The following is a 19,748-nucleotide window of genomic DNA, read 5'->3' as shown; positions in this document are numbered from 1 at the left end:
AATGGCTGATCTCACATCCAATTTCATCGGCATCAAATCCCCCAACCCGTTCTGGCTCGCCTCGGCGCCGCCAACGGACAAGGAATACAACGTGCGGCGCGCCTTCGAGGCCGGCTGGGGCGGCGTCGTGTGGAAAACCCTGGGCGAGGCAGGCCCACCGGTGGTCAATGTCAACGGACCGCGCTACGGCGCGATCTGGGGCGCCGACCGCCGCCTGCTCGGCCTCAACAATATCGAGCTGATCACCGACCGCCCGCTCGAGGTCAATCTCGAGGAAATGACCCGCGTCAAGAAGGACTATCCCGACCGCGCGCTCATCGCCTCGCTGATGGTGCCGGTGAACGAAGAAAGCTGGAAGCGCATTCTCGAGGCGGTGGCCGGGACCGGCTGTGACGGGGTCGAGCTCAACTTTGGTTGCCCCCATGGGATGAGCGAACGCGGCATGGGCAGCGCCGTGGGCCAGGTGCCGGAATATGTCGGACAGGTCGCGGAATGGTGCAAGACCTATACCGATCTGCCGGTGATCGTGAAACTCACGCCCAATATCACCGACATTCGCAAACCGGCACAGGCGGCGAAACAGAGCGGCGCCGATGCGGTGAGCCTGATCAACACGATCAACTCGATCACCTCGGTCAATCTCGACAGTTTCTCGCCCGAACCCTCGGTCGACGGTCTTGGCGCCCATGGCGGCTATTGCGGCCCGGCAGTCAAGCCCATCGCGCTCAACATGGTGGCCGAGATTGCCCGCGATCCGGCCACCGCAGGCCTGCCCATCTCGGGCATCGGCGGCGTGACCACATGGCGGGACGCGGCCGAGTTCATGGCGCTCGGTGCGGGCAATGTGCAGGTCTGTACCGCCGCGATGACCTATGGGTTCAAGGTGGTGCAGGAGATGATCAGCGGCCTCAGCCAATATATGGATGAGAAAGGCTTTGCCTCGGTGGACGAGCTGGTCGGCCGCGCCGTGCCGCAGGTGGTCAACTGGCAGGATCTCAACCTCAACTACATCGCCAAGGCCCGCATCGATCAGGACGCCTGCATCAAATGCGGCCGCTGCTATGCTGCCTGCGAGGACACTTCGCATCAGGCGATCTCGATGTCGCCCGACCGGGTCTTTGAGGTGAAGGATGACGAATGCGTCGCCTGCAATCTCTGCGTCAATGTCTGCCCGGTCGAGGGCTGCATCACGATGGAGCAGATGGCCCCCGGCACCGTCGATCCGCGTACCGGCAAGGTGGTGGAAAAGGACTATGCCAACTGGACGACCCATCCCAACAACCCCGGCAGCTGCGCCGCAGAATAACCGAAGGGTTTGAACCAAATAGCGCCCGCAGCTGATCCCTGCGGGCGTTTGCCGTCCCAGACGGCAGGTCTTGGCACTAGACGATCTTGTCGAGGCCGAGCGGGCGCAGCACGAATTTTGCCGCCCCCTGCGCCTCGGCCCGCGCCTCCGGCGGGGCCCAGCGCGACAGGGTCGCCATCTCCTGAATGGCCGCCATCAACCGCGACAGGCGCAACCGGCCCAGCGCCGCTTCGGCCTGCTGATCGAGGCCCATGCGCCGCGTCATCACCGCCTGCGGCCCTTGCCGCGCCTCAAAGAGGCTCTGCGGTGCGGGCTCTCCCGGCATCTCGGCAAAGCCGCGCCCGCGCGGGGCCTCCTGCGCCAAAAACCGCAACAAGTGCTGTTCCCAGCTCCGCCCATCGCTCCCTTGCTGAAACCGCGCATCCCGCGCGCCCCTATCCCAAGACGCCGCCTCCTTTCGCTTGCTGTCACTGACACCCGCCTGCCCGGCCTCCGCCGCCCCCCGGCGCGGTGGCAGCGTCCCACGCTCTTCCTGGCCATGGTCGAAATGCTTCGACCCCGCTGAAACGGGGCGTAGGGCGGCCAGCTTATGCGGGCCAGATATGGAAAACTCCGGCATGATCTATCCAGCCTGACGGCTCAACGTCCATGGGGCCCACACCCATGCCGCAACATATCATTTACCGCGATTGAATGAGAGGGAAATGCAGGAAAAGGGTTAAACCCAGTTAACCCTGATCCTCACTCCGGATCAGGGGTCAAGAGCCGCCGGTACATCCGATCAAGAAAGGCGCGCGCCTCGTCCTGTTCGGCTTTGCCGGGCATCAGCACCTCGACCTGCACTTCGAAATCGGCGTAATGCTGCGTCGTGGCCCAGATCGAAAAGATCAGATGACGCGGATCGGTCGGCGCCAGACGCCCGGCCCGCATCCAGCCGGAGATCACCTCGGCCGTATCATCCACCAGCGGTTTCAGCACCTCTTCGAGATGGCCGACAATGCGCGGCGCGCCCTGGATGATCTCATTGGCAAAAAGCCTGCTTTCGCGCGGAAACTCGCGGCTCATCTCAAGCTTGCGATGCACATAGCACAGGATCTCGTCGAGCGGCGCGCCGTCGGGGTCGATCTCGCGCATGGGGGCCAGCCAATTGTCCATCAGCTGATTGAGCAGCGTGACGTGAATGGTCTCCTTGCCATCGAAATAATAGAGAATATTGGGTTTCGACAGCCCCGCCTGTTCGGCAATCTGGTCGAGCGTCGCGCCGCGATAGCCATGTCTCGAGAACACGTCGAGCGCCGCCTCGAGGATCAGCCCGCGATTGCGGCGCTGAATGCGGCTTGGCTTGCCGTCCTTCGTCGTCATGTTCAATTCGGCCATTGCGACAGGGCCTCCCTCGACGTTACAGTTACCGCACAGCGATTAAGCACCCAAGCGGCAGTGCAACACGCGCCCCCCGGATTTTCATAGACGAAACTTGACAGCTTGGCCCGGCTCCGTGATCGTAACTTTACCAAATGGTAAAATAGCGACAAGGGGAAGGTGAGAATGGCAGCGCCCGGAGAAAATCTCAAGATCAATGGCGACAGGCTCTGGGACAGCCTCGAAGACATGGCCAAGATCGGCCCCGGCGTGGCGGGCGGCAACAACCGTCAGACGCTCACCGATGAGGATGCCGAGGGCCGCACGCTGTTTCAACGCTGGTGCGAAGAGGCCGGCTGCCGCATGGGCGTGGACAGCATGGGCAATATGTTCGCCACCCGCCCCGGCAGCGACCCGGACGCCCTGCCCGTCTATGTCGGCAGCCATCTCGACACCCAACCCACCGGCGGCAAATACGATGGGGTTCTGGGCGTGCTCGCCGGGCTCGAACTTGTCCGCACGATGAATGATCTCGACATCAAGACGAAACATCCGATCGTGGTCACCAACTGGACCAATGAGGAAGGCACCCGCTACGCGCCCGCGATGCTGGCCTCGGGCGTCTTTGCCGGGCTGCACACCGAAGACTGGGCCAAGGACCGGGTCGATGCCGAAGGCAAACGCTTTGGCGACGAGCTCAAGCGCATCGGCTGGGAGGGCGACGAGCCGGTGGGCCAGCGCAAGATGCACGCGTTTTTCGAGCTGCATATCGAACAGGGGCCGATCCTCGAGGCCGAGGGCAAGGACATCGGCATCGTCACCCATGGTCAGGGGCTGAGCTGGACCCAGCTCACCATCACCGGCAAGGACAGCCACACCGGTTCGACCCCGATGCCGATGCGCCGCAACGCCGGTCTCGGCATGGCGCGGGTGCTGGAAAAGGTCGAAGAGATCGCCCTCGCCCATGGCCCCGACGCCGTCGGCGCGGCAGGCCATATCGAGATCTATCCCAATTCGCGCAACGTGATCCCCGGCAAGGCCGTGTTCACCGTCGATTTCCGCTCGCCCAATCTCGAGGTGCTCACCAAGATGGTGGCGCAGATGAAGGAGGCAGCCCAAGCGATCTGCGACGAGATGGAACTCGGGCTCGAGATGGAGCAAGTGGGCGGGTTCGATCCGGTCACCTTTGATGCGACCTGCGTGAGCGCGCTGCGCAACGCCGCCGAACGGCTCGGCTATAGCCACCGCGATATCATCTCGGGCGCGGGCCATGACGCCTGCTGGATCAACCAGGTCGCGCCCACCGCGATGGTCATGTGCCCCTGTGTCGACGGGCTGTCGCATAACGAGGCCGAGGCGATTTCGAAAGACTGGGCCAAGGCCGGGGCCGATGTGCTCTTGCACGCGGTGCTCGAGACCGCCGAGGTGGTGGAGTGAGATAAATCGCGCGGGGGCCAGCCCCCGCACCCCCGGGATATTTGCGGCCAGAAGAAGCCCTACCCCGGAACCAAGACCCAACCGGCCCGCGCGCCGGAGGACGAACAGGGAGACGAGATATGACGACCAAGGTCATCAAGGGCGGGCAGGTCTGCACCGCCGATCGCACGTGGAAGGCCGATGTGCTCATCGAGGGCGAGGTGATCAAGCAGATCGGCGAGGACCTCAAGGGCGATGAGTATATCGACGCCGAGGGCGCCTATGTGATCCCCGGCGGCATCGATCCGCACACCCATCTGGAAATGCCCTTCATGGGCACCACCGCCGCCGAGACCTTTGAAACCGGCACTTGGGCCGCGGCCTGTGGCGGCACCACGATGCTGGTGGATTTCTGCCTGCCCGGCGCCGATGGGTCGATCAAGAACGCGATCAATGAATGGCACCGCAAATCGGCGCCGCAGATCTGTTCCGACATCGGCTATCACATGGCCATCACCGGCTGGAACGAGAGCGTCTTCAACGAGATGAAGGATGCCGTCGATATGGGCGTCAATTCCTTCAAGCATTTCATGGCCTACAAGGGCGCGTTGATGATCGAGGATGACGAGATGTTCGCCTCGTTCAAACGCTGTGCCGAGCTGGGCGCGCTGCCCATGGTTCATGCCGAGAACGGCGATCTGGTGGCCGAGATGCAGGAGAAATATTTCAGCCAGGGCATCACCGGCCCCGAGGGCCACGCCTATTCGCGCCCGCCCGAGTTCGAGGGCGAGGCCGCCAACCGCGCCATCTGTATCGCCGATGCCGCAGGCGTGCCGCTCTATATCGTGCATGTGAGCTGTGAGCAGGCGCATGAGGCGATCCGGCGCGCCCGGCAAAAGGGCATGCGGGTCTATGGCGAGCCGCTGATCCAGTTCCTGACCCTCGATGAGAGCGAGTATTTCAACAAGGATTGGGATCACGCAGCGCGGCGGGTGATGTCGCCGCCCTTCCGCTCCAAGGATCATCAGGACAGTCTCTGGGCCGGGTTGCAGGCCGGGTCCTTGCAGGTGGTGGCCACCGATCACGCCGCCTTTTCCACCGAGCAAAAGCGCGCCGGGCGGGCGGATTTCCGCATCATTCCCAATGGCTCGAACGGGGTCGAGGAGCGGATGCCGATGCTCTGGACGCGCGGCGTGGAAACCGGGCGGCTCACGCCCAATGAATTCGTCGCCGCCACCTCGACCAATGTCGCCAAGATCCTCAACATCTATCCCAAGAAGGGCGCGATCGTCGAAGGGGCCGATGCCGATATCGTGGTCTGGGATCCCAAGATCACCAAGACAATCTCGGCCAGCAATCACCACTCGATCCTCGATTACAACGTCTTTGAGGGCTTCACCGTCAGCGCCAACAGCCGCTTTACCCTGAGCCGGGGCGAGGTGATCTGGGGCTGGGGGCAGAACAGCCAGCCGCAGCCGGGACGTGGCCGTTTCGTGCCGCGCCCGCCCTTCCCCTCGGCGCATCAGGCCCTGTCGAAATGGAAGGCGCTCACCGCGCCCAAGATGATCGAGCGCGACCCGCTCAACATTCCGTCGGGGATCTGAGCCGATGGCCGCGCCCACCCCGCCCGGCGCGGTGCTGGAAACCGCGCTCTATGTCGATGATCTCGACGCCGCCGCGCGGTTTTACGGCGACATTGTCGGCCTGCGCGAGCATCAGCGCGCGCCGGGCCGGCATCTCTTCATGCGGGCCGAGACGGCGATGCTCATGCTTTTCGTGGCCGAGGCCACCGAAGAGCCGTCTGAGGGCAAGTTCCCGGTGCCGCCCCATGGCGCACGCGGCCCGGGCCATGTCTGCTTTCGCATCAGCCCCGGCGAGACCGAGGCCTGGGCGCGTCATCTCGCGGCGCATGACGTGACGGTAGAGGCCGATTTCCACTGGCCCAATGGCGTCCGCTCGCTATATGTGCGCGACCCCGCGCAAAACTCGGTAGAGTTCGCCGAAGCCAAACTATGGGATTTTGACACGTGACAGCGCCAGTAATATCGGCCCAGAACCTGAGCCTGACCTTCGAGACCAATGATGGCCCGGTGCATGCGCTCAAGGATGTGACGCTCGCGGTGGAAAAAGGCGATTTCGTCTCTTTCATCGGGCCTTCGGGCTGTGGCAAGACGACCTTTCTGCGCTGCATGGCCGATCTCGAACAGCCCACCGGTGGCGAGATCACCGTCAACGGGGTGAGCCCCGAAGAGGCCCGCCGCGCCCGCGCCTATGGCTATGTGTTCCAGGCCGCAGGGCTCTACCCGTGGCGCACCATCGGCGGCAATATCCGGCTGCCGCTCGAGATCATGGGCTATGGCCGCAGCGATCAGGACGCGCGGGTGCAACGCGTGCTCGATCTGGTTGAACTCGCGGGGTTCGAGAAGAAATTCCCATGGCAGCTCTCGGGCGGCATGCAGCAACGCGCCTCCATCGCCCGGGCGCTCGCCTTTGACGCCGATATTCTCTTGATGGACGAACCCTTTGGCGCGCTGGATGAGATCGTGCGCGATCACCTCAACGAGCAGCTCCTGCAGCTTTGGGACAAGACCAACAAGACCATCTGTTTCGTCACCCATTCGATCCCCGAGGCGGTCTATCTCTCGACCAAGATCGTGGTGATGAGCCCGCGTCCCGGACGGATCACCGATGTGATCGAGAGCCCGCTGCCCCGGCAGCGCCCGCTCGACATCCGCGACACGCCGGAATTCATCGAAATCGCCCATCGTGTCCGTGACGGGCTGCGCGCGGGGCATGGCGATGGCTGATCGGCGGCTCTCCTCGGGGCAAGGGCCCCTTGCACGCGGCGGGGTGGCATGATGCGTTCTGTCCTGCCGGTTCTCTCTGTGGTCGCCGCGATCTTTGCCATCTGGTATGTCGCGTCCATCGGGCTCAACAAACCCTGGGCCGAGGACAAGGCGCGCCGCGCCGGGGTCGAGCTCAGCACATCCGAGCTCATCCTCGACACCTGGAGCCAGAAGAAACCCCGCCTGCCCGCGCCGCATCAGGTGGCGGCAGAGCTCTGGAACACCACTGGCGCCATGGTGCAGCAGGGCCGCGCCCTATCGAAACGTTCGCTCATCTGGCATGGCTGGATCACGCTGAGCTCGACGCTTCTGGGCTTTGTCTTTGGCACCGGGCTTGGCATTCTGCTGGCCATTGGCATCGTCCACAGCCGCACCATGGACATGTCCGTCATGCCCTGGGTCATCGCGAGCCAGACGGTGCCGATCATTGCCATCGCGCCGATGATCGTGGTGGTGCTGGCCTCGCTCCAGGTCGATGACGTGGTCGCCAAAGGCGTGATCTCGATGTATCTCTCCTTCTTCCCGGTGGTGGTCGGCATGGTCAAAGGCCTGCGCAGCCCCGGGGCCATGCAGATGGACCAGATGAAAACCTGGAACGCCAGCCGGGCCCAGACCTTCTGGGCGCTGCGCCTGCCCGCCTCGGCCCCCTATCTCTTTGCCTCGCTCAAGGTCGGCATCGCGGCGAGCCTCATTGGCGCGGTGGTGGCAGAGCTGTCGCTGAGCCAGGATGGCGGTCTCGGCGCGCGGATGCTGGGTGGCAGCTATTACGGTCAGACCATCCAGATCTGGAGCGCGCTCATCGCCGCTGCGATCCTTGCCGCCGGTCTCGTGGCGATCATCGGACTGATCCAGCGGATCACGCTCAAACGTATGGGGATGGCCGCATGATCTGGGTGACCTTCGCAATCGGTTTCTGGCTCATGGCCTGGTGGATCAACATCCAGATCGGCCGCAGCGGTGCGCCTTGGGCCGGGCTGGTGATGCCCGCGCTCTTTGGCCTGACGCTGCTCATCCTCTGGGAAGGCATGGTGCGCGGCCTCGGAATCAACCCGGTGCTGCTCCCGGCGCCGAGCGCCATCGCCCAGACCTTTGCCGCCAACCTGCCGACGCTCTGGGGCGATCTGGTGCAGACCGTCGTCAAGGGCGCGCTCACGGGCTATGTGCTGGGCTGTGGCGCGGCGATCCTCACCGGCATCGCCGTCGACCGCTCGCCCTTCTTGCAGCGCGGCCTGTTGCCGGTGGGCAATTTCGTGGCCGCCCTGCCTATCGTCGGCATGGCCCCCATCCTGGTCATGTGGTTCGGCTTTGACTGGCAGTCCAAGGCGGCGGTCGTCGTCGTCATGGTGTTCTTTCCGGTGCTGGTGAACACGGTGGCAGGTCTGCGCGACACCGACAGCATGCAGCGCGATCTGATGCGGACCTATGCCGCCAGCTATCCGCAAACCCTGCTCAAGCTGCGGCTGCCCGCCGCCCTGCCCTTCATCTTCAACGGGCTCAAGATCGCCACCACCCTGGCGCTCATCGGCGCGATCGTGGCCGAGTTCTTCGGCTCACCCACCCGCGGCATGGGCTTTCGCATCGCCACCTCGGTGGGCCAGCTCGCGCTCGACATGGTCTGGGCCGAAATTCTGGTGGCGGCGGTGGTCGGCTCGGCCTTTTATGGCGGGGTCGCCATGCTCGAGAAAATGCTCACCTTCTGGCACCCGTCACAACGACGCCGCGCCTGAGGCACGAAACCTGATAAGATAATAATAAAAACCATACCAACCCCAACAAGGAGACACAGATGACCAAGCTCGCCAAAACCGTCAGCCTCGGCCTCGCCGGGCTCTGGGCCGGAATGGCCCAGGCCGCCGATGATGTGACGCTGCAACTCAAATGGGTGACCCAGGCCCAGTTTGCCGGCTATTACGTGGCCCAGGATCAGGGCTTCTATGAGGAAGAAGACCTCAACGTGACGATCAAGCCCGGCGGGCCGGACATCGCGCCCACCTCGGTGCTCGCAGGGGGCGGCGCGGATGTGGTGCTCGACTGGATGCCCTCGGCGCTGGCCAGCCGCGAAAAAGGCCTGCCCCTGGTAAACATCGCCCAGCCCTTCAAGAGCTCGGGCATGATGCTCACCTGCCGCAAGGACGCCGGCATCACCAGCCCCGAGGACTTCCCCGGCAAGACGCTCGGCGTGTGGTTCTTCGGCAATGAATACCCGTTCCTGAGCTGGATGAGCCACCTCGGCCTCTCGACCGATGGCGGCGACGATGGGGTGACGGTGCTCAAACAGGGGTTCAACGTCGACCCCCTCCTGCAGAACCAGGCCGCCTGCGTCTCGACCATGACCTATAATGAATATTGGCAGGTCATCGACGCCGGGCTCACCCCCGAGGAACTCGTCGTCTTCAAATACGAGGACCAAGGCGTCGCCACGCTCGAGGACGGCATCTATGTGCTCGAGGACAAGCTCGAAGATCCGGAATTCGTCGACAAGATGGTGCGCTTCGTCCGCGCCTCGATGAAGGGCTGGAAATGGGCCGAGGAAAACCCTGACGAGGCGGCGATGATCGTGCTCGACAATGACAACACCGGCGCCCAGACCGAAGAGCACCAGAAACGCATGATGGCCGAGGTGGCGAAACTCACCGCAGGCTCGAACGGCGCGCTCGACCCGGCCGATTTCGAACGCACGGTGGACTCGCTGCTCGCGGGCGGCTCGGACCCGGTGATCACCCAACACCCGGGCGAGGCCGCCTGGACCCATATGATCACCGACAAGGCGCTCAACTGATCTGACGCAGACAGGATCTGCCCCGAGGGCCGCGATGCAGTTCGCGGCCCTTTTCACATCCACCTTGCCATATGCGCCCCCGCGCCTAGACTGATCCCGTCCCCAATCGGCTCGGGAGGGACCGGAATGCGACAGTCACCGGCGCAGATCACACGGCACCTCGGGGTGGCCCTTGGTCTCGCGCTGCTGTCGCTCACCCCTCGCGCCGCATCGGCGGACACCGGGCAGAGCCCCATCGTGCTTTGCGGCAGCGACGCGGGCTTTGATCTGCACAGTCTCACGCTCGAGCAGAGCACAGGCACCCCGGCGCTCGACCGCGCCTTGATCCAGGAACTGCACGCACAATCGGCGTTTTTCGGCGTGCGGCCCGCCTTCTATCTCTATTCGGACGGCATCCAGAACGCGATGGCCACGCCCGAGATCTTTCCCAAGACCCCCGGCACCGATGGCACCGTCCTCTATCAGATGGACCTGCTCTCCGAGCATCTGACCTCGGCGCATTGGGGCGGCTCGATCGTGGCGGGCGTCATCGCGCATGAGTTCGCCCATATCATGCAATTCTCCGACCCCGCCCGCTATAGTCGGCTCTTGGACCATCACGGCACGGTCAAATTCCTCGAACTGCACGCCGATTTCATGGCCGGCTATTACATGGGCACGAAATTCGCCGACAAGCCGCAGGACCTCGAAACATTGGCCCGCAAGATCTTTGAACTGGGCGACAATAATTTCACCAGCATCGGCCACCACGGCACCCCAGAAGAGCGCCACGTCGCGCTCCGCGCCGGGTTTCGCTATTATCTCCAACACCCGCAGAACGACGTCACCGCGGCCCTCGCCGAAGGCGAAGCCTTTGTGACCAGCGTTTTCGCGGCCTATTGAAAGAGCACATTATGAAATATCTTCTGGTCCTGGCTCTCGCCCTGACCCTAAGCTTGGGCCTCACCGCCGCCCCGGCCCTCGCCCAATCCGACGATTGCTACCCGGGTCTCGGCCTTTGCGAAGATGCGGTGACCGCCAAGACGCCCCTGCCCTCGCGGATCAATATCGGCACGCCAGAGGCACCGCCCAGCCCGTTGCCTCAGGCCTCCGAGCAGACGCAACCCCAACCAGCACCCGCCGCGCAGGTCTGCGTGGTCTATGATGTGCGCCCGCCCGACGCCTGGCTTGCCCTGCGCACCGAACCCACAACAAAACGCGGCCGCAGGCTCTATAAACTGCCCTCGGGCACGCGGCTTGAAATGCTCGGCGCACAAGAGGGCAATTGGCACCTCGTGCGGGTCAGCGATGGCTCTGTCGGCTGGGTCTCATGGTATCGCGACCGCTGGATCGCCTGCTGATCCAACGGTCGCGAAACCGCTTACTTGTCCTGACCGGGACGGTCGGAGTTCACGGCGGCAATCACGATGAATTCCACCAGCAGCCCGGGATGGGCGAGCTTGGCTTCGCCACAGGCGCGGGCCGGGGTATGGCCCTGCGGCACCCAAGCGTCCCAGACCTCGTTCATCTCGGCGAAATCAGCCATATCGGCGAGCCAGATCGTGGTCTGCAGGATGCGCGTCGGGTCGGAATTGAGCCCCTTCAGCAGCGTCTCAACCTGCTCCAGGCAGGTGCGGGTCTGATCGGCGACGCTGTCGCCCACTTTGCCCACCTGACCTGCGAGATAAATCGTGTTGCCATGCACCACGGCCTGGCTCATGCGCGGGCCGGTTTCAATCCGTTTGATATCCATGTCTCTCTCCAGAGGATTAGTCAGACGCTTCGCCCAGCGCCAGGGTATGCGCGCGCAGCCAGGTCATGAACCCGCGCGGATCTTTCTCCAGAAGCTGCATCTTCTCGGCGCTGATCGGCGCACCGACCACCGGCTTTTGCGGCTTGTTACAGCTTTTGACCACCTCGTGGAGCAAGAGGCTCTGACGCAGCGTGGCGGAAATCCGGTTCGCCATCTGATACCAGCGCGAGTTTTCACCGGGGAAATAGATCGGCACCACCGTGGCACCTGACCGGCGGATCATCTGCGCGGTGAAGACATTCCATTCGCGCTCGATCACCGGCCCAAAGAGACTGTCGGACGAGGCCACCACACCTGAGGGAAAGACGCTGATCACGCCGCCCTCCTTGAGATGGGCCATCGCCTTGGCGCGCATCTCGACCGATTTGCGCTGCGCGTCGGGTTCATGCGGAAAGGGCACGGAAATCATGTAAGAGGCCGCCACCTCGTCGATCCCGGTCAAAAGCGCCCGCGTCAGGATCTTGTAATCCGTGCGCCGCCGCCCGATGAGATCGGCCAGGATCATCCCATCGACAAGCCCATGCGGATGGTTCGCCACCACCACGACAGGCCCTTCGAGCGGGATATTGTCGATCTCTTCCTGCGGCGTCAGAAGGTCGATCCCCATCGTGCCCAAGGCCGCCCGCCAGAACGGCTGACCGGTGGGCGCGCCACGCTTTTCAAAGGCGCGGATCATGCGGATGATGCTGAGCTTGCCGGTGAACCATTCGAGCGTGCGGATCACCGTCGCCGTCAGCGGGCTGTCGAAACTGTTGGCATAGGTGAGGCTACGGCGGTCATATTTGGTAAAGTTGACCGGCGCGGCAGCATCGCCCTGCACCCTGTCACTGGGGTCTTCCGTCACCGGTTTCTGTCCCATCGTCACCTCTACGCCCGCAGGTCCCGGACGTATCCTTTACATGTCTTCGCCAAAGCGCTCAGCGACAAGCTTTTCAATGGCATCGGCGAGCGCCTCGGCATCCGCGCCACGGGTTTGCACGTCAATAGTGGTTCCGCGCGAGGCTGCCAACATCAAAAGACCCATGATACTGTCGCCGCTGGCGGATTGGCCATCCTTGGACACTTCTGCCGTGGCGTCAAACCCTTCGACCACCTCGACCAGCCGCGCCGAAGCCCGCGCATGCAATCCCTTTTCATTCACGATCTCGAGCGATCGCGTCACACTCTGCTGGTCTGTCATCAAAGGTCCTGTTCTGCCGAAATATTTTGGCTGTCGATATACTTGCGCCCGGCATTCAGCGCATGGGCAACCGCGTCGGGCACCGACTTGTGGCGAGACTTCGCCAATTTGATCAGCATGGGCAGATTGGCCCCGTAAAGAATGCGGCGATTGTCCGGGCGGCAGGCCATGAGCGACAGGTTCGACGGCGATCCGCCAAACATATCGGTCACGATGACCACCCCTTCGCCGGTGTCCACCGCATCGGCGGCTTCGCAAATTTCGGCTTGTTTGGCGGCGCGGTCATGGTCGCGCTCGATGGCAATGGCACGAATGCCCGGCTGGTCTCCGACCACGTGTTCTATTGCGGCGAGATACTCACACGCCAGTCCACCATGCGCCACGATCACGATCCCGATCACTGCGTCTCGATCCTTCCGTCCCGGTGCGGTGCGGCCCCCGTCTCGGCAGACGATGCGCGCGCTTTCCGTTCCAATTCCCTGTGCCTTATTGACACCGGCCAGCCCTCATCCGCAAGGGTCGCCGCCAAAGTTTCTGCCAGCGCCACCGAGCGATGCTGCCCGCCCGTGCAGCCAAAGGCAAGCGTGAGATAAGATTTGCCCTCCGCCTCATAGGCCGGCAGCAAAAAGCGGATCATCGACAGGGTCCGCTCGCGAAAACCCTCGAACCGCGGATCCGCCTCGACATGGGCCTGCACCGCCTTGTCGCGCCCATCCAGCGCCCGCAGCGACGGCTCCCAATGCGGGTTCGACAGGAACCGGCAATCGAGCACCAGATCGGCGCCGCGCGGCAGCCCGCGCTTATAGGAAAAACTCTGCACCGAGATCGACAGATCCGGCCCGCTGCGCACTGCGAACCAGCGTTCCACCTCGGCCCGCAGATCATGCGGGCTGAGCTCGGACGTGTCGATCAGCACATCCGCCCGCGCCCGGATCGGGCCCAGCAGATCAAGCTCGCGCGCGATGCCGAGCTCCGCCCCTTCCCGCGCCGCCAGCGGATGCCGCCGCCTCGTCTCGGAATAGCGCCGCATGAGCACCTCAGGCCGCGCATCGAGATACAGAAGCTGCATCGGCATGCCGGTAAGCCGCGCGATCCCATCAATCGTCTCGATCAGCGCCTGGGTGGTGAAATCGCGGTTACGCACATCGATACCGAGCGCCAGCGGACGCTCCGGCCCGCCGCCCTGCAAGAGCTTGGGCAAGAGCGTCAGTGGCAGGTTGTCAATCGCCTCATAGCCCATGTCTTCGAGCACATGGATCGCCGTGGTGCGACCGGCGCCGCTTGGCCCCGTCACCAGAACCAGCGGGGTCAGCTCGGAAAACTCGCCAGGCGGCGGGCCATTGGGCGCGGATGTGTCAGGCATATCGTCCATGCGTCAGATATAGGATCAGGGCGGCGGGAAAACAGGTCATGTCGCTGCGGTGGATCACCGGCAGCGTCACGCCCAGAATATCGGTCTCGCGCGCGGGCGGCAATCGCGCGCACTCAACCTGCGACAGATCGACCAATGCGGCCACTTCGCTTGGCCCGGCCTCGGGCGCATGCAAGAGCCCCACGCCCCGCGCCTCGATCCGGCCCTTGATGCTCGGCGGGGCACTGGCGATGACTTGATCGCCGTCACGGCAGAGGATGGTCTGATCGTCGGAGACAAGCGCCGCACCCCGGCTGATCAGCTCGAGCGCCAGCGCGCTCTTGCCCGCGCCGGACGCGCCCCGGATCAAAAGGGCGCGGCCGCCAAGCGCGACACAGCTCGCGTGAATGCTCTCCCCCGGCGTCACGGCCGCGCGCCGCGCGTCCGGCACACGGGTCTCGCCGGGCATGGGCGGTTAGACCGGCAGGCCGACGACAAAGCGCGCGCCCAGCGGATCAGAGGTGATATCGGCCTCTGTGGGACGGATGTTCTCGGCCCAGATCACGCCGCCATGGGCTTCGACAATCTGCTTGGAAATGGCGAGGCCAAGACCGGAATTATTGCCGAAATCCTTTTCTGAGCGGTGCGAATAGAAGCGCTGGAAAATCTTGGTCAGCGATTGTTCGGGAATGCCGGGGCCGGTATCTTCGACCACCACCAGAACCCGGTTCTCGCGGGTCCGCGCCCAGACGCGGATCGCATCGCCGGTCTCGCAAAAGCTCACCGCATTGGTGATCAGATTGACGAAGACCTGCGCAAGACGCGCCTCCAACCCGTTGATCACAATCGGATGTTCGGGGAAATCGGTGATGAAATCGATGCCCTTGCCCTTGGCCTCCTGGCCAAGATATTCGCCCAGATTGCCCAGCATGTTGAGCAGATCGAACGCCTCTTCCTCTTCCTTCACCAGCTCACTGTCGAGCCGCGAGGCGTTGGAAATATCGCTCACCAACCGGTCGAGACGGCGCACATCATGGTCGATCACATCGAGCAGTTTCTCACGCTGATCGTCGCGCTTGGCGACGCGCAGCGTGCCCACGGCCGAACGCAGCGAGGCGAGCGGGTTCTTGATCTCATGCGCCACGTCGGCGGCAAATTGTTCATTGCCATCGATCCGGTTGTAGAGCGCACCGACCATGCCGCGCAGCGCGCCGCTCAGCCGGCCAATCTCATCGGGGCGTGAGGTCAGATCAGGAATGCGGATGCGCGATCCATTGTTCTTGCCGCGATTGCGCGCCCCGCCGATTTCGGCAGCGGCGGCCAGATCAGCCAGAGGATGGGCGATGGTCGACGCGAGGATCAGGCTGAGCCCGATCGACACCAGCGTCGCAATAATAAACATCTGCAGCACGCGCTCGCGCTCCGACCGCACGAGGCTGTCGATCTCGCCCGAGGCGCTGGCAATGGCCACGACGCCAACCGCCTGGCCTTGGTGCAGGATCGGCGTCACGACCGAATAGACCGTGCCTTCCGAGGATTTCGCGGCCTTCACATCGGTGCCGCCCGTCAGCGCTGCCGGCACCATGCCGCTCAGCAGCTCCGCCGTATCCGGCGCGGGCGCCTCATTTGACAGGCTGCGGAACGGGCGCGACAGACCGCCCCAGACCCAGCTCAGCGCGTCAGTGATCACCGTACGCTGGCCGCTATCGCCCTCACCTGCGGGGTCATCGCGCCCCGCCAGATGGCCAAGCTGCACCGCATTGGCGTCAAAAACATAGATATCCGAATTGTCGCGCAGGCTAAGCCCGGCGAGCACCTCGGCCACATCGATCCCGTCGCCCGAGGCAAGGCTCACCGGTGCCCCCTTGGGCAGATGGGCCTCGAATACATCGGCGACAAGCTCGCCTTCGGTCACCAGCCCGCTCACCCGCTGCACCGCGAGCCCGTCGCGCGACGAGTTGAGATAGAGGATCCCCGCAACCAGCACGTTGAGCGCGATCAGGTTGAAGGTGATGATCTTGCGGGTCAGGGGCGAGGACCGCAGCGAGAAGAAACCGCGCCGGGCGCGCCGCGCCTGCAGCTCATCCTCGGCCACGCCCACCGGCGCGACGAAATCATCCCCGAGGACAATATCGCCGCCGCGCTCGTTTACCGTGTCACGCACTGTAGCTCCCCCGACCAGCGCTGCGATTACTCTTCATTGTACCGGTATCCGATACCATAAAGCGTCTCGATTGCCGAGAAATCGCTGTCGACATTGCGGAGCTTCTTGCGCAGCCGCTTGATATGGCTGTCGATGGTGCGGTCATCCACATAGACCTGATCATCATAGGCCACATCCATCAGCTGATCGCGCGACTTGACGAAACCGGGGCGTTGCGCCAGCGCCTGCAAGAGCAGGAATTCGGTCACGGTCAGCGACACATCCTGGCCCTTCCAGGACACGGCGTGACGCAGCGGATCCATCCGCAGCTCGCCACGTTCGATGACCTTCCCTTCTTCGGCCTCGGCCGGGCTGATCGTGCCATCCACCGCCTCTTGACGGCGCAGAAGCGCGCGAATGCGTTCTACCAGAAGCCGTTGGGAAAACGGCTTTTTCACGTAATCATCGGCCCCCATGCGCAGGCCGAGAACCTCGTCGATCTCGTCATCTTTCGAGGTGAGAAAGATCACCGGCATCGAGGATTTCTGGCGCAGACGCTGCAAAAGGTCCATCCCGTCCATCCGCGGCATCTTGATGTCCAGAACTGCCATATCGGGCAGTTTCTTGCTGAACGCATCAAAGGCCTGCTGGCCGTCATTATAGGTCTCGACCTCGAAACCCTCTGCTTCGAGTGTCATCGACACCGATGTCAGGATGTTCCTGTCATCGTCCACCAAGGCGATTTTCGACATGCGTAATTTCCTTACTGCTCGTTTTGCCTGATTTTTTTCTCCATTATGGTCTGTTTTTTCCTGCGCGATCAATCCGTTTTTGCGAATCATGCCCTGACTGCGACTCATTTGACGCAGAATTACCTTGCGAATGACTAAATTGACTCACCTGCCTGCGAAAAAACCCTGGATGGCGGGGCTCCGCCGCTGGTTGCGCTAACGTCCAATTGGTTGCGCTAACTCAGGAATCCGCCCCTGTTCTTTCCACAAATCCCCATGCTAAGACGCCGCCATCGGGCCGGCAGGACACGACTCCCCGCCCCGCCCGGTGTCTTCTGCCGCCCCTCGGGCCGGCCCCACAGACTGGAGAATTAAGTCGATGACATTCGGACGGGTGAACCCGAAATTCAGCCTCGAAGATCAAGGGATCACCGGGCTGGGAGAAGTTTTTTACAACCTGATCGAACCGGCGCTGGTCGAGGCCGCGGTGAAGAACGGCGAAGGCACGCTGGGCCGTGGCGGGGCGTTTCTCGTCACCACCGGCAAGTTCACCGGCCGCTCGCCCAAGGACAAACATGTCGTCAAGACCGACAGCGTCGCCGACACGATCTGGTGGGACAACAATGCCGAAATGACCCCCGAAGGGTTTGACGCGCTCTACGAGGACATGATCGCCCATATGCAAGGCGGCCGCTACTACGTGCAGGATCTCACCGGCGGCGCCGACCCGGCGCATTCGATCAAGGTCCGCATGGTGACCGAACTGGCCTGGCACGGGCTCTTCATCCGCCACCTGCTGCGCCGCCCCGAACGCGAGGCGCTGGATCATTTCGTCGCGGATTTCACCGTGATCAACTGCCCGAGCTTCAAGGCCGACCCGAAAAAGCACGATTGCCGCTCGGACACCGTCATCGCGATGAATTTCGACCGCAAGATGATCCTCATCGGCGGCACCGAATATGCTGGCGAGAATAAGAAATCGGTCTTCTCGCTGCTCAACTACCTGCTGCCCGAAAAAGGCATCATGCCGATGCATTGCTCGGCCAACCATGCCAAGGGCAACCCGGTCGACACCGCCGTGTTCTTTGGCCTGTCGGGCACCGGCAAGACGACGCTCTCGGCTGATCCCGGCCGCATTCTCATCGGCGACGACGAACATGGCTGGTCGGATCGTGGCACCTTCAACTTTGAAGGCGGCTGCTATGCCAAGACGATCAACCTCAACCCCGAGGCCGAGCCCGAGATCTACGCCACCACGTCGAAATTCGCCACGGTGATCGAGAACATGGTCTTTGACGAAGAGACCAAGGAACTTGATTTCGACGATGACAGCCTGACGGCCAACATGCGCTGCGCCTACCCGCTCGACTATATCTCGAACGCGTCGGAGACGGCCATCGGCGGCCACCCCAAGAACATCATCATGCTGACCTGTGATGCGTTTGGCGTGCTGCCTCCGATCGCCCGGCTGACCCCGGCACAGGCGATGTATCACTTCCTGTCGGGCTTTACCTCCAAGGTCGCCGGGACCGAGCGCGGCATCACCGAGCCCGAGCCCACCTTCTCGACCTGCTTTGGCGCGCCCTTCATGCCGCGCCGTCCCGAGGTCTATGGCAACCTCCTGCGCGAAAAGATCGCCAAACATGGCGCGACCTGCTGGCTGGTGAACACCGGCTGGACCGGCGGCGCCTATGGCACCGGCTCGCGGATGCCGATCAAGGCCACCCGCGCCCTGCTCACCGCCGCGCTCGACGGCTCGCTCTCCAAGGTCAAGTTCCGCAAGGACCCGAATTTCGGCTTTGACGTGCCCGTGGATGCGCCCGGCGTGCCCGAGGTTCTGCTCGACCCGCGCCGCACCTGGGGCAACCCCGAGGCCTATGATGCGCAGGCCGCGAAACTGGTCGAAATGTTCGCCCAGAATTTCGAGCAATACCTGCCGCATATCGACGAAGATGTGAAAGCCGCCGCACTGGGCTAAGCCCCACTGCCGCGCAGAGGACAAAGGCCCGCCCCACTGGCGGGCCTTTTCATGTCTGTCACCCCTAAGGCCGGAACAGCCGCAAAGCGGCCCGACCAGCGCCCTTCGCACCCTAAGGCCGGAACAGCCGCGCAGCGGCCCGGCCAGCGCCCGTCCGCCCCCCGGGCGGGCGCTTTTGCACCGTCACGAATTATCCTTAGGTCAGAGATGGCGGCCAGATAAACTGCCCCGCATTACCTCACGACGCCCCCCCGCGGACGGGCCCCGCCTACTGTCTTGCACGTTGCCTTGACTTACGGCCCGTAGACCACCAGCTCCGGCAGATCGGTGAGATCCGCCCCCAAAAGCCGCATCGCCGAGAGCGAAATGCGGCTGCCCGCCCCCGCCTCGCCCGGAATGGGGATGAGATCGACCTGCGCCGATTTGCCCGTCGCGGGATACTCCACGCGGCCCTTGCCCGCCGTCTTGACCAAAGGCGTCTTGAGCCAGAACCCCGGCTCCGCCACATCGCCGAGCGAGGCGATCGTCGTGCCGAGCTTGGCACCGCCCGCATCCGGCGCGGCGGCTTCGGCCTTTTCCGCCGCCGTCGTCGTGTCGAGCGCCGCAGGCGTCGCCGCGCCCCCGGTCAGCGCCGAGGGCTTGATCGCCTCCGACGCGGCCCCCGACCCGGCCCCCGCCTCTGCCGCAGCAGAGGCCGCAGAGGCCTCGGCGGCCGCTGGCTCTGCCGCCGACCCGGCACCAGAGCCCGCCCGCTCGCGCTGCTCCAGCCCCGGAATGACACCACAGGCCCCAAGGCCCAGACACATAAGATATGGAAAAACCTGTTTCATACCCCAAATCTAGGGCGCGCCCCCCGTTCCGGCAACG

The 19,748-nt window shown here is 63.6% G+C and carries 22 protein-coding genes; 11 read left to right on the top strand and 11 right to left on the bottom strand.

Going from position 1 to position 19,748, the window contains the following annotated elements; translation table 11 throughout:
• Window position 1 precedes the first annotated feature (1 nt).
• A complete protein-coding gene (preA, locus tag ISM_RS13470) occupies window positions 2–1,306 on the top strand; it encodes an NAD-dependent dihydropyrimidine dehydrogenase subunit PreA (protein WP_009814736.1) in 1,305 nt (434 codons plus the stop codon).
• A 76-nt stretch (window positions 1,307–1,382) separates the two neighbouring features.
• Here preA and ISM_RS18320 read toward each other — a convergent pair whose 3' ends face one another.
• On the bottom strand, window positions 1,383–1,925 hold the full coding sequence (locus tag ISM_RS18320; protein ID WP_156783399.1) for a hypothetical protein: 543 nt from the start codon (window positions 1,923–1,925) through the stop codon (window positions 1,383–1,385).
• A 122-nt stretch (window positions 1,926–2,047) separates the two neighbouring features.
• Window positions 2,048–2,668, bottom strand: a complete 621-nt coding sequence (locus tag ISM_RS13460; protein ID WP_156783493.1) for a TetR family transcriptional regulator C-terminal domain-containing protein — start codon at window positions 2,666–2,668, stop codon at window positions 2,048–2,050.
• Between the two features lie 183 nt (window positions 2,669–2,851).
• Between ISM_RS13460 and ISM_RS13455 the strand changes: the two genes are divergently transcribed.
• The 9 genes from ISM_RS13455 to ISM_RS13415 all read left to right on the top strand — a co-directional run bounded on the left by ISM_RS13455 (window position 2,852) and on the right by ISM_RS13415 (window position 11,046).
• Complete coding sequence (locus ISM_RS13455; RefSeq protein ID WP_009814733.1) at window positions 2,852–4,102, top strand: Zn-dependent hydrolase; 1,251 nt, start codon at window positions 2,852–2,854, stop codon at window positions 4,100–4,102.
• A 119-nt stretch (window positions 4,103–4,221) separates the two neighbouring features.
• Window positions 4,222–5,685 carry a dihydropyrimidinase gene (hydA, locus tag ISM_RS13450; RefSeq protein ID WP_009814732.1) on the top strand — a complete coding sequence of 488 codons (1,464 nt, stop codon included), beginning with the start codon at window positions 4,222–4,224 and terminating at the stop codon, window positions 5,683–5,685.
• A 4-nt stretch (window positions 5,686–5,689) separates the two neighbouring features.
• Complete coding sequence (locus ISM_RS13445) at window positions 5,690–6,112, top strand: VOC family protein (RefSeq protein ID WP_009814731.1); 423 nt, start codon at window positions 5,690–5,692, stop codon at window positions 6,110–6,112.
• On the top strand, window positions 6,109–6,888 hold the full coding sequence (locus tag ISM_RS13440; RefSeq protein WP_009814730.1) for an ABC transporter ATP-binding protein: 780 nt from the start codon (window positions 6,109–6,111) through the stop codon (window positions 6,886–6,888). Before ISM_RS13445 ends, ISM_RS13440 begins: the two co-directional genes overlap by 4 nt.
• 48 nt (window positions 6,889–6,936) lie before the next feature.
• Window positions 6,937–7,815 (top strand): ABC transporter permease, encoded by an 879-nt coding sequence (locus tag ISM_RS13435; RefSeq protein ID WP_009814729.1) that lies wholly within the window; start codon window positions 6,937–6,939, stop codon window positions 7,813–7,815.
• The gene (locus tag ISM_RS13430; RefSeq protein WP_009814728.1) at window positions 7,812–8,654 is read left to right on the top strand and encodes an ABC transporter permease; all 843 of its coding nucleotides are present in this window, start codon (window positions 7,812–7,814) and stop codon (window positions 8,652–8,654) included. The genes ISM_RS13435 and ISM_RS13430 overlap by 4 nt, the downstream gene beginning before the upstream one ends.
• 59 nt (window positions 8,655–8,713) lie before the next feature.
• Window positions 8,714–9,706, top strand: a complete 993-nt coding sequence (locus ISM_RS13425; RefSeq protein WP_009814727.1) for an ABC transporter substrate-binding protein — start codon at window positions 8,714–8,716, stop codon at window positions 9,704–9,706.
• Window positions 9,707–9,832: 126 nt separating this feature from the next.
• The gene (locus ISM_RS17780) at window positions 9,833–10,588 is read left to right on the top strand and encodes a hypothetical protein (RefSeq protein ID WP_009814726.1); all 756 of its coding nucleotides are present in this window, start codon (window positions 9,833–9,835) and stop codon (window positions 10,586–10,588) included.
• A gap of 11 nt (window positions 10,589–10,599) precedes the next feature.
• Entirely contained in the window at window positions 10,600–11,046 is a 447-nt protein-coding gene (locus ISM_RS13415) for an SH3 domain-containing protein (RefSeq protein ID WP_009814725.1), read from the top strand.
• Window positions 11,047–11,066: 20 nt separating this feature from the next.
• Here the strand turns inward: ISM_RS13415 and ISM_RS13410 are convergent, their stop codons facing one another.
• From ISM_RS13410 to ISM_RS13375, 8 genes are read right to left on the bottom strand one after another with little or no spacing between them, the layout of a single operon-like run.
• Window positions 11,067–11,438 (bottom strand): RidA family protein, encoded by a 372-nt coding sequence (locus ISM_RS13410; protein WP_009814724.1) that lies wholly within the window; start codon window positions 11,436–11,438, stop codon window positions 11,067–11,069.
• 16 nt (window positions 11,439–11,454) lie between these two features.
• On the bottom strand, window positions 11,455–12,357 hold the full coding sequence (locus ISM_RS13405; protein WP_083780931.1) for a lysophospholipid acyltransferase family protein: 903 nt from the start codon (window positions 12,355–12,357) through the stop codon (window positions 11,455–11,457).
• Between the two features lie 36 nt (window positions 12,358–12,393).
• A complete protein-coding gene (locus tag ISM_RS13400; protein ID WP_009814722.1) occupies window positions 12,394–12,678 on the bottom strand; it encodes an HPr family phosphocarrier protein in 285 nt (94 codons plus the stop codon).
• Window positions 12,678–13,079 (bottom strand): PTS sugar transporter subunit IIA, encoded by a 402-nt coding sequence (locus ISM_RS13395; protein WP_009814721.1) that lies wholly within the window; start codon window positions 13,077–13,079, stop codon window positions 12,678–12,680. The genes ISM_RS13400 and ISM_RS13395 overlap by 1 nt, the downstream gene beginning before the upstream one ends.
• The gene (gene rapZ, locus ISM_RS13390) at window positions 13,076–14,041 is read right to left on the bottom strand and encodes an RNase adapter RapZ (RefSeq protein ID WP_050754188.1); all 966 of its coding nucleotides are present in this window, start codon (window positions 14,039–14,041) and stop codon (window positions 13,076–13,078) included. The genes ISM_RS13395 and rapZ overlap by 4 nt, the downstream gene beginning before the upstream one ends.
• Complete coding sequence (locus ISM_RS13385) at window positions 14,034–14,498, bottom strand: HPr kinase/phosphorylase (protein ID WP_009814719.1); 465 nt, start codon at window positions 14,496–14,498, stop codon at window positions 14,034–14,036. Before ISM_RS13385 ends, rapZ begins: the two co-directional genes overlap by 8 nt.
• Before the next feature lie 6 nt (window positions 14,499–14,504).
• Window positions 14,505–16,193, bottom strand: a complete 1,689-nt coding sequence (locus ISM_RS13380; protein WP_009814718.1) for a sensor histidine kinase — start codon at window positions 16,191–16,193, stop codon at window positions 14,505–14,507.
• A gap of 26 nt (window positions 16,194–16,219) precedes the next feature.
• On the bottom strand, window positions 16,220–16,924 hold the full coding sequence (locus ISM_RS13375) for a response regulator transcription factor (RefSeq protein ID WP_009814717.1): 705 nt from the start codon (window positions 16,922–16,924) through the stop codon (window positions 16,220–16,222).
• Window positions 16,925–17,282: 358 nt separating this feature from the next.
• On the opposite strand from ISM_RS13375, the gene ISM_RS13370 reads away from it, so the two are divergent.
• Window positions 17,283–18,881, top strand: coding sequence for a phosphoenolpyruvate carboxykinase (locus ISM_RS13370; RefSeq protein ID WP_009814716.1), 1,599 nt, complete (start codon window positions 17,283–17,285; stop codon window positions 18,879–18,881).
• Between the two features lie 293 nt (window positions 18,882–19,174).
• On the opposite strand, the gene ISM_RS17775 is transcribed toward ISM_RS13370, so the two are convergent.
• Window positions 19,175–19,711, bottom strand: a complete 537-nt coding sequence (locus tag ISM_RS17775; protein WP_254655685.1) for a hypothetical protein — start codon at window positions 19,709–19,711, stop codon at window positions 19,175–19,177.
• Between the last annotated feature and the right edge of the window lie 37 nt (window positions 19,712–19,748).

Origin of the sequence: Roseovarius nubinhibens ISM (assembly GCF_000152625.1) — a bacterium.
Lineage (GTDB): Bacteria > Pseudomonadota > Alphaproteobacteria > Rhodobacterales > Rhodobacteraceae > Roseovarius > Roseovarius nubinhibens.
This window is presented reverse-complemented; position numbering and strand designations above follow the sequence as displayed.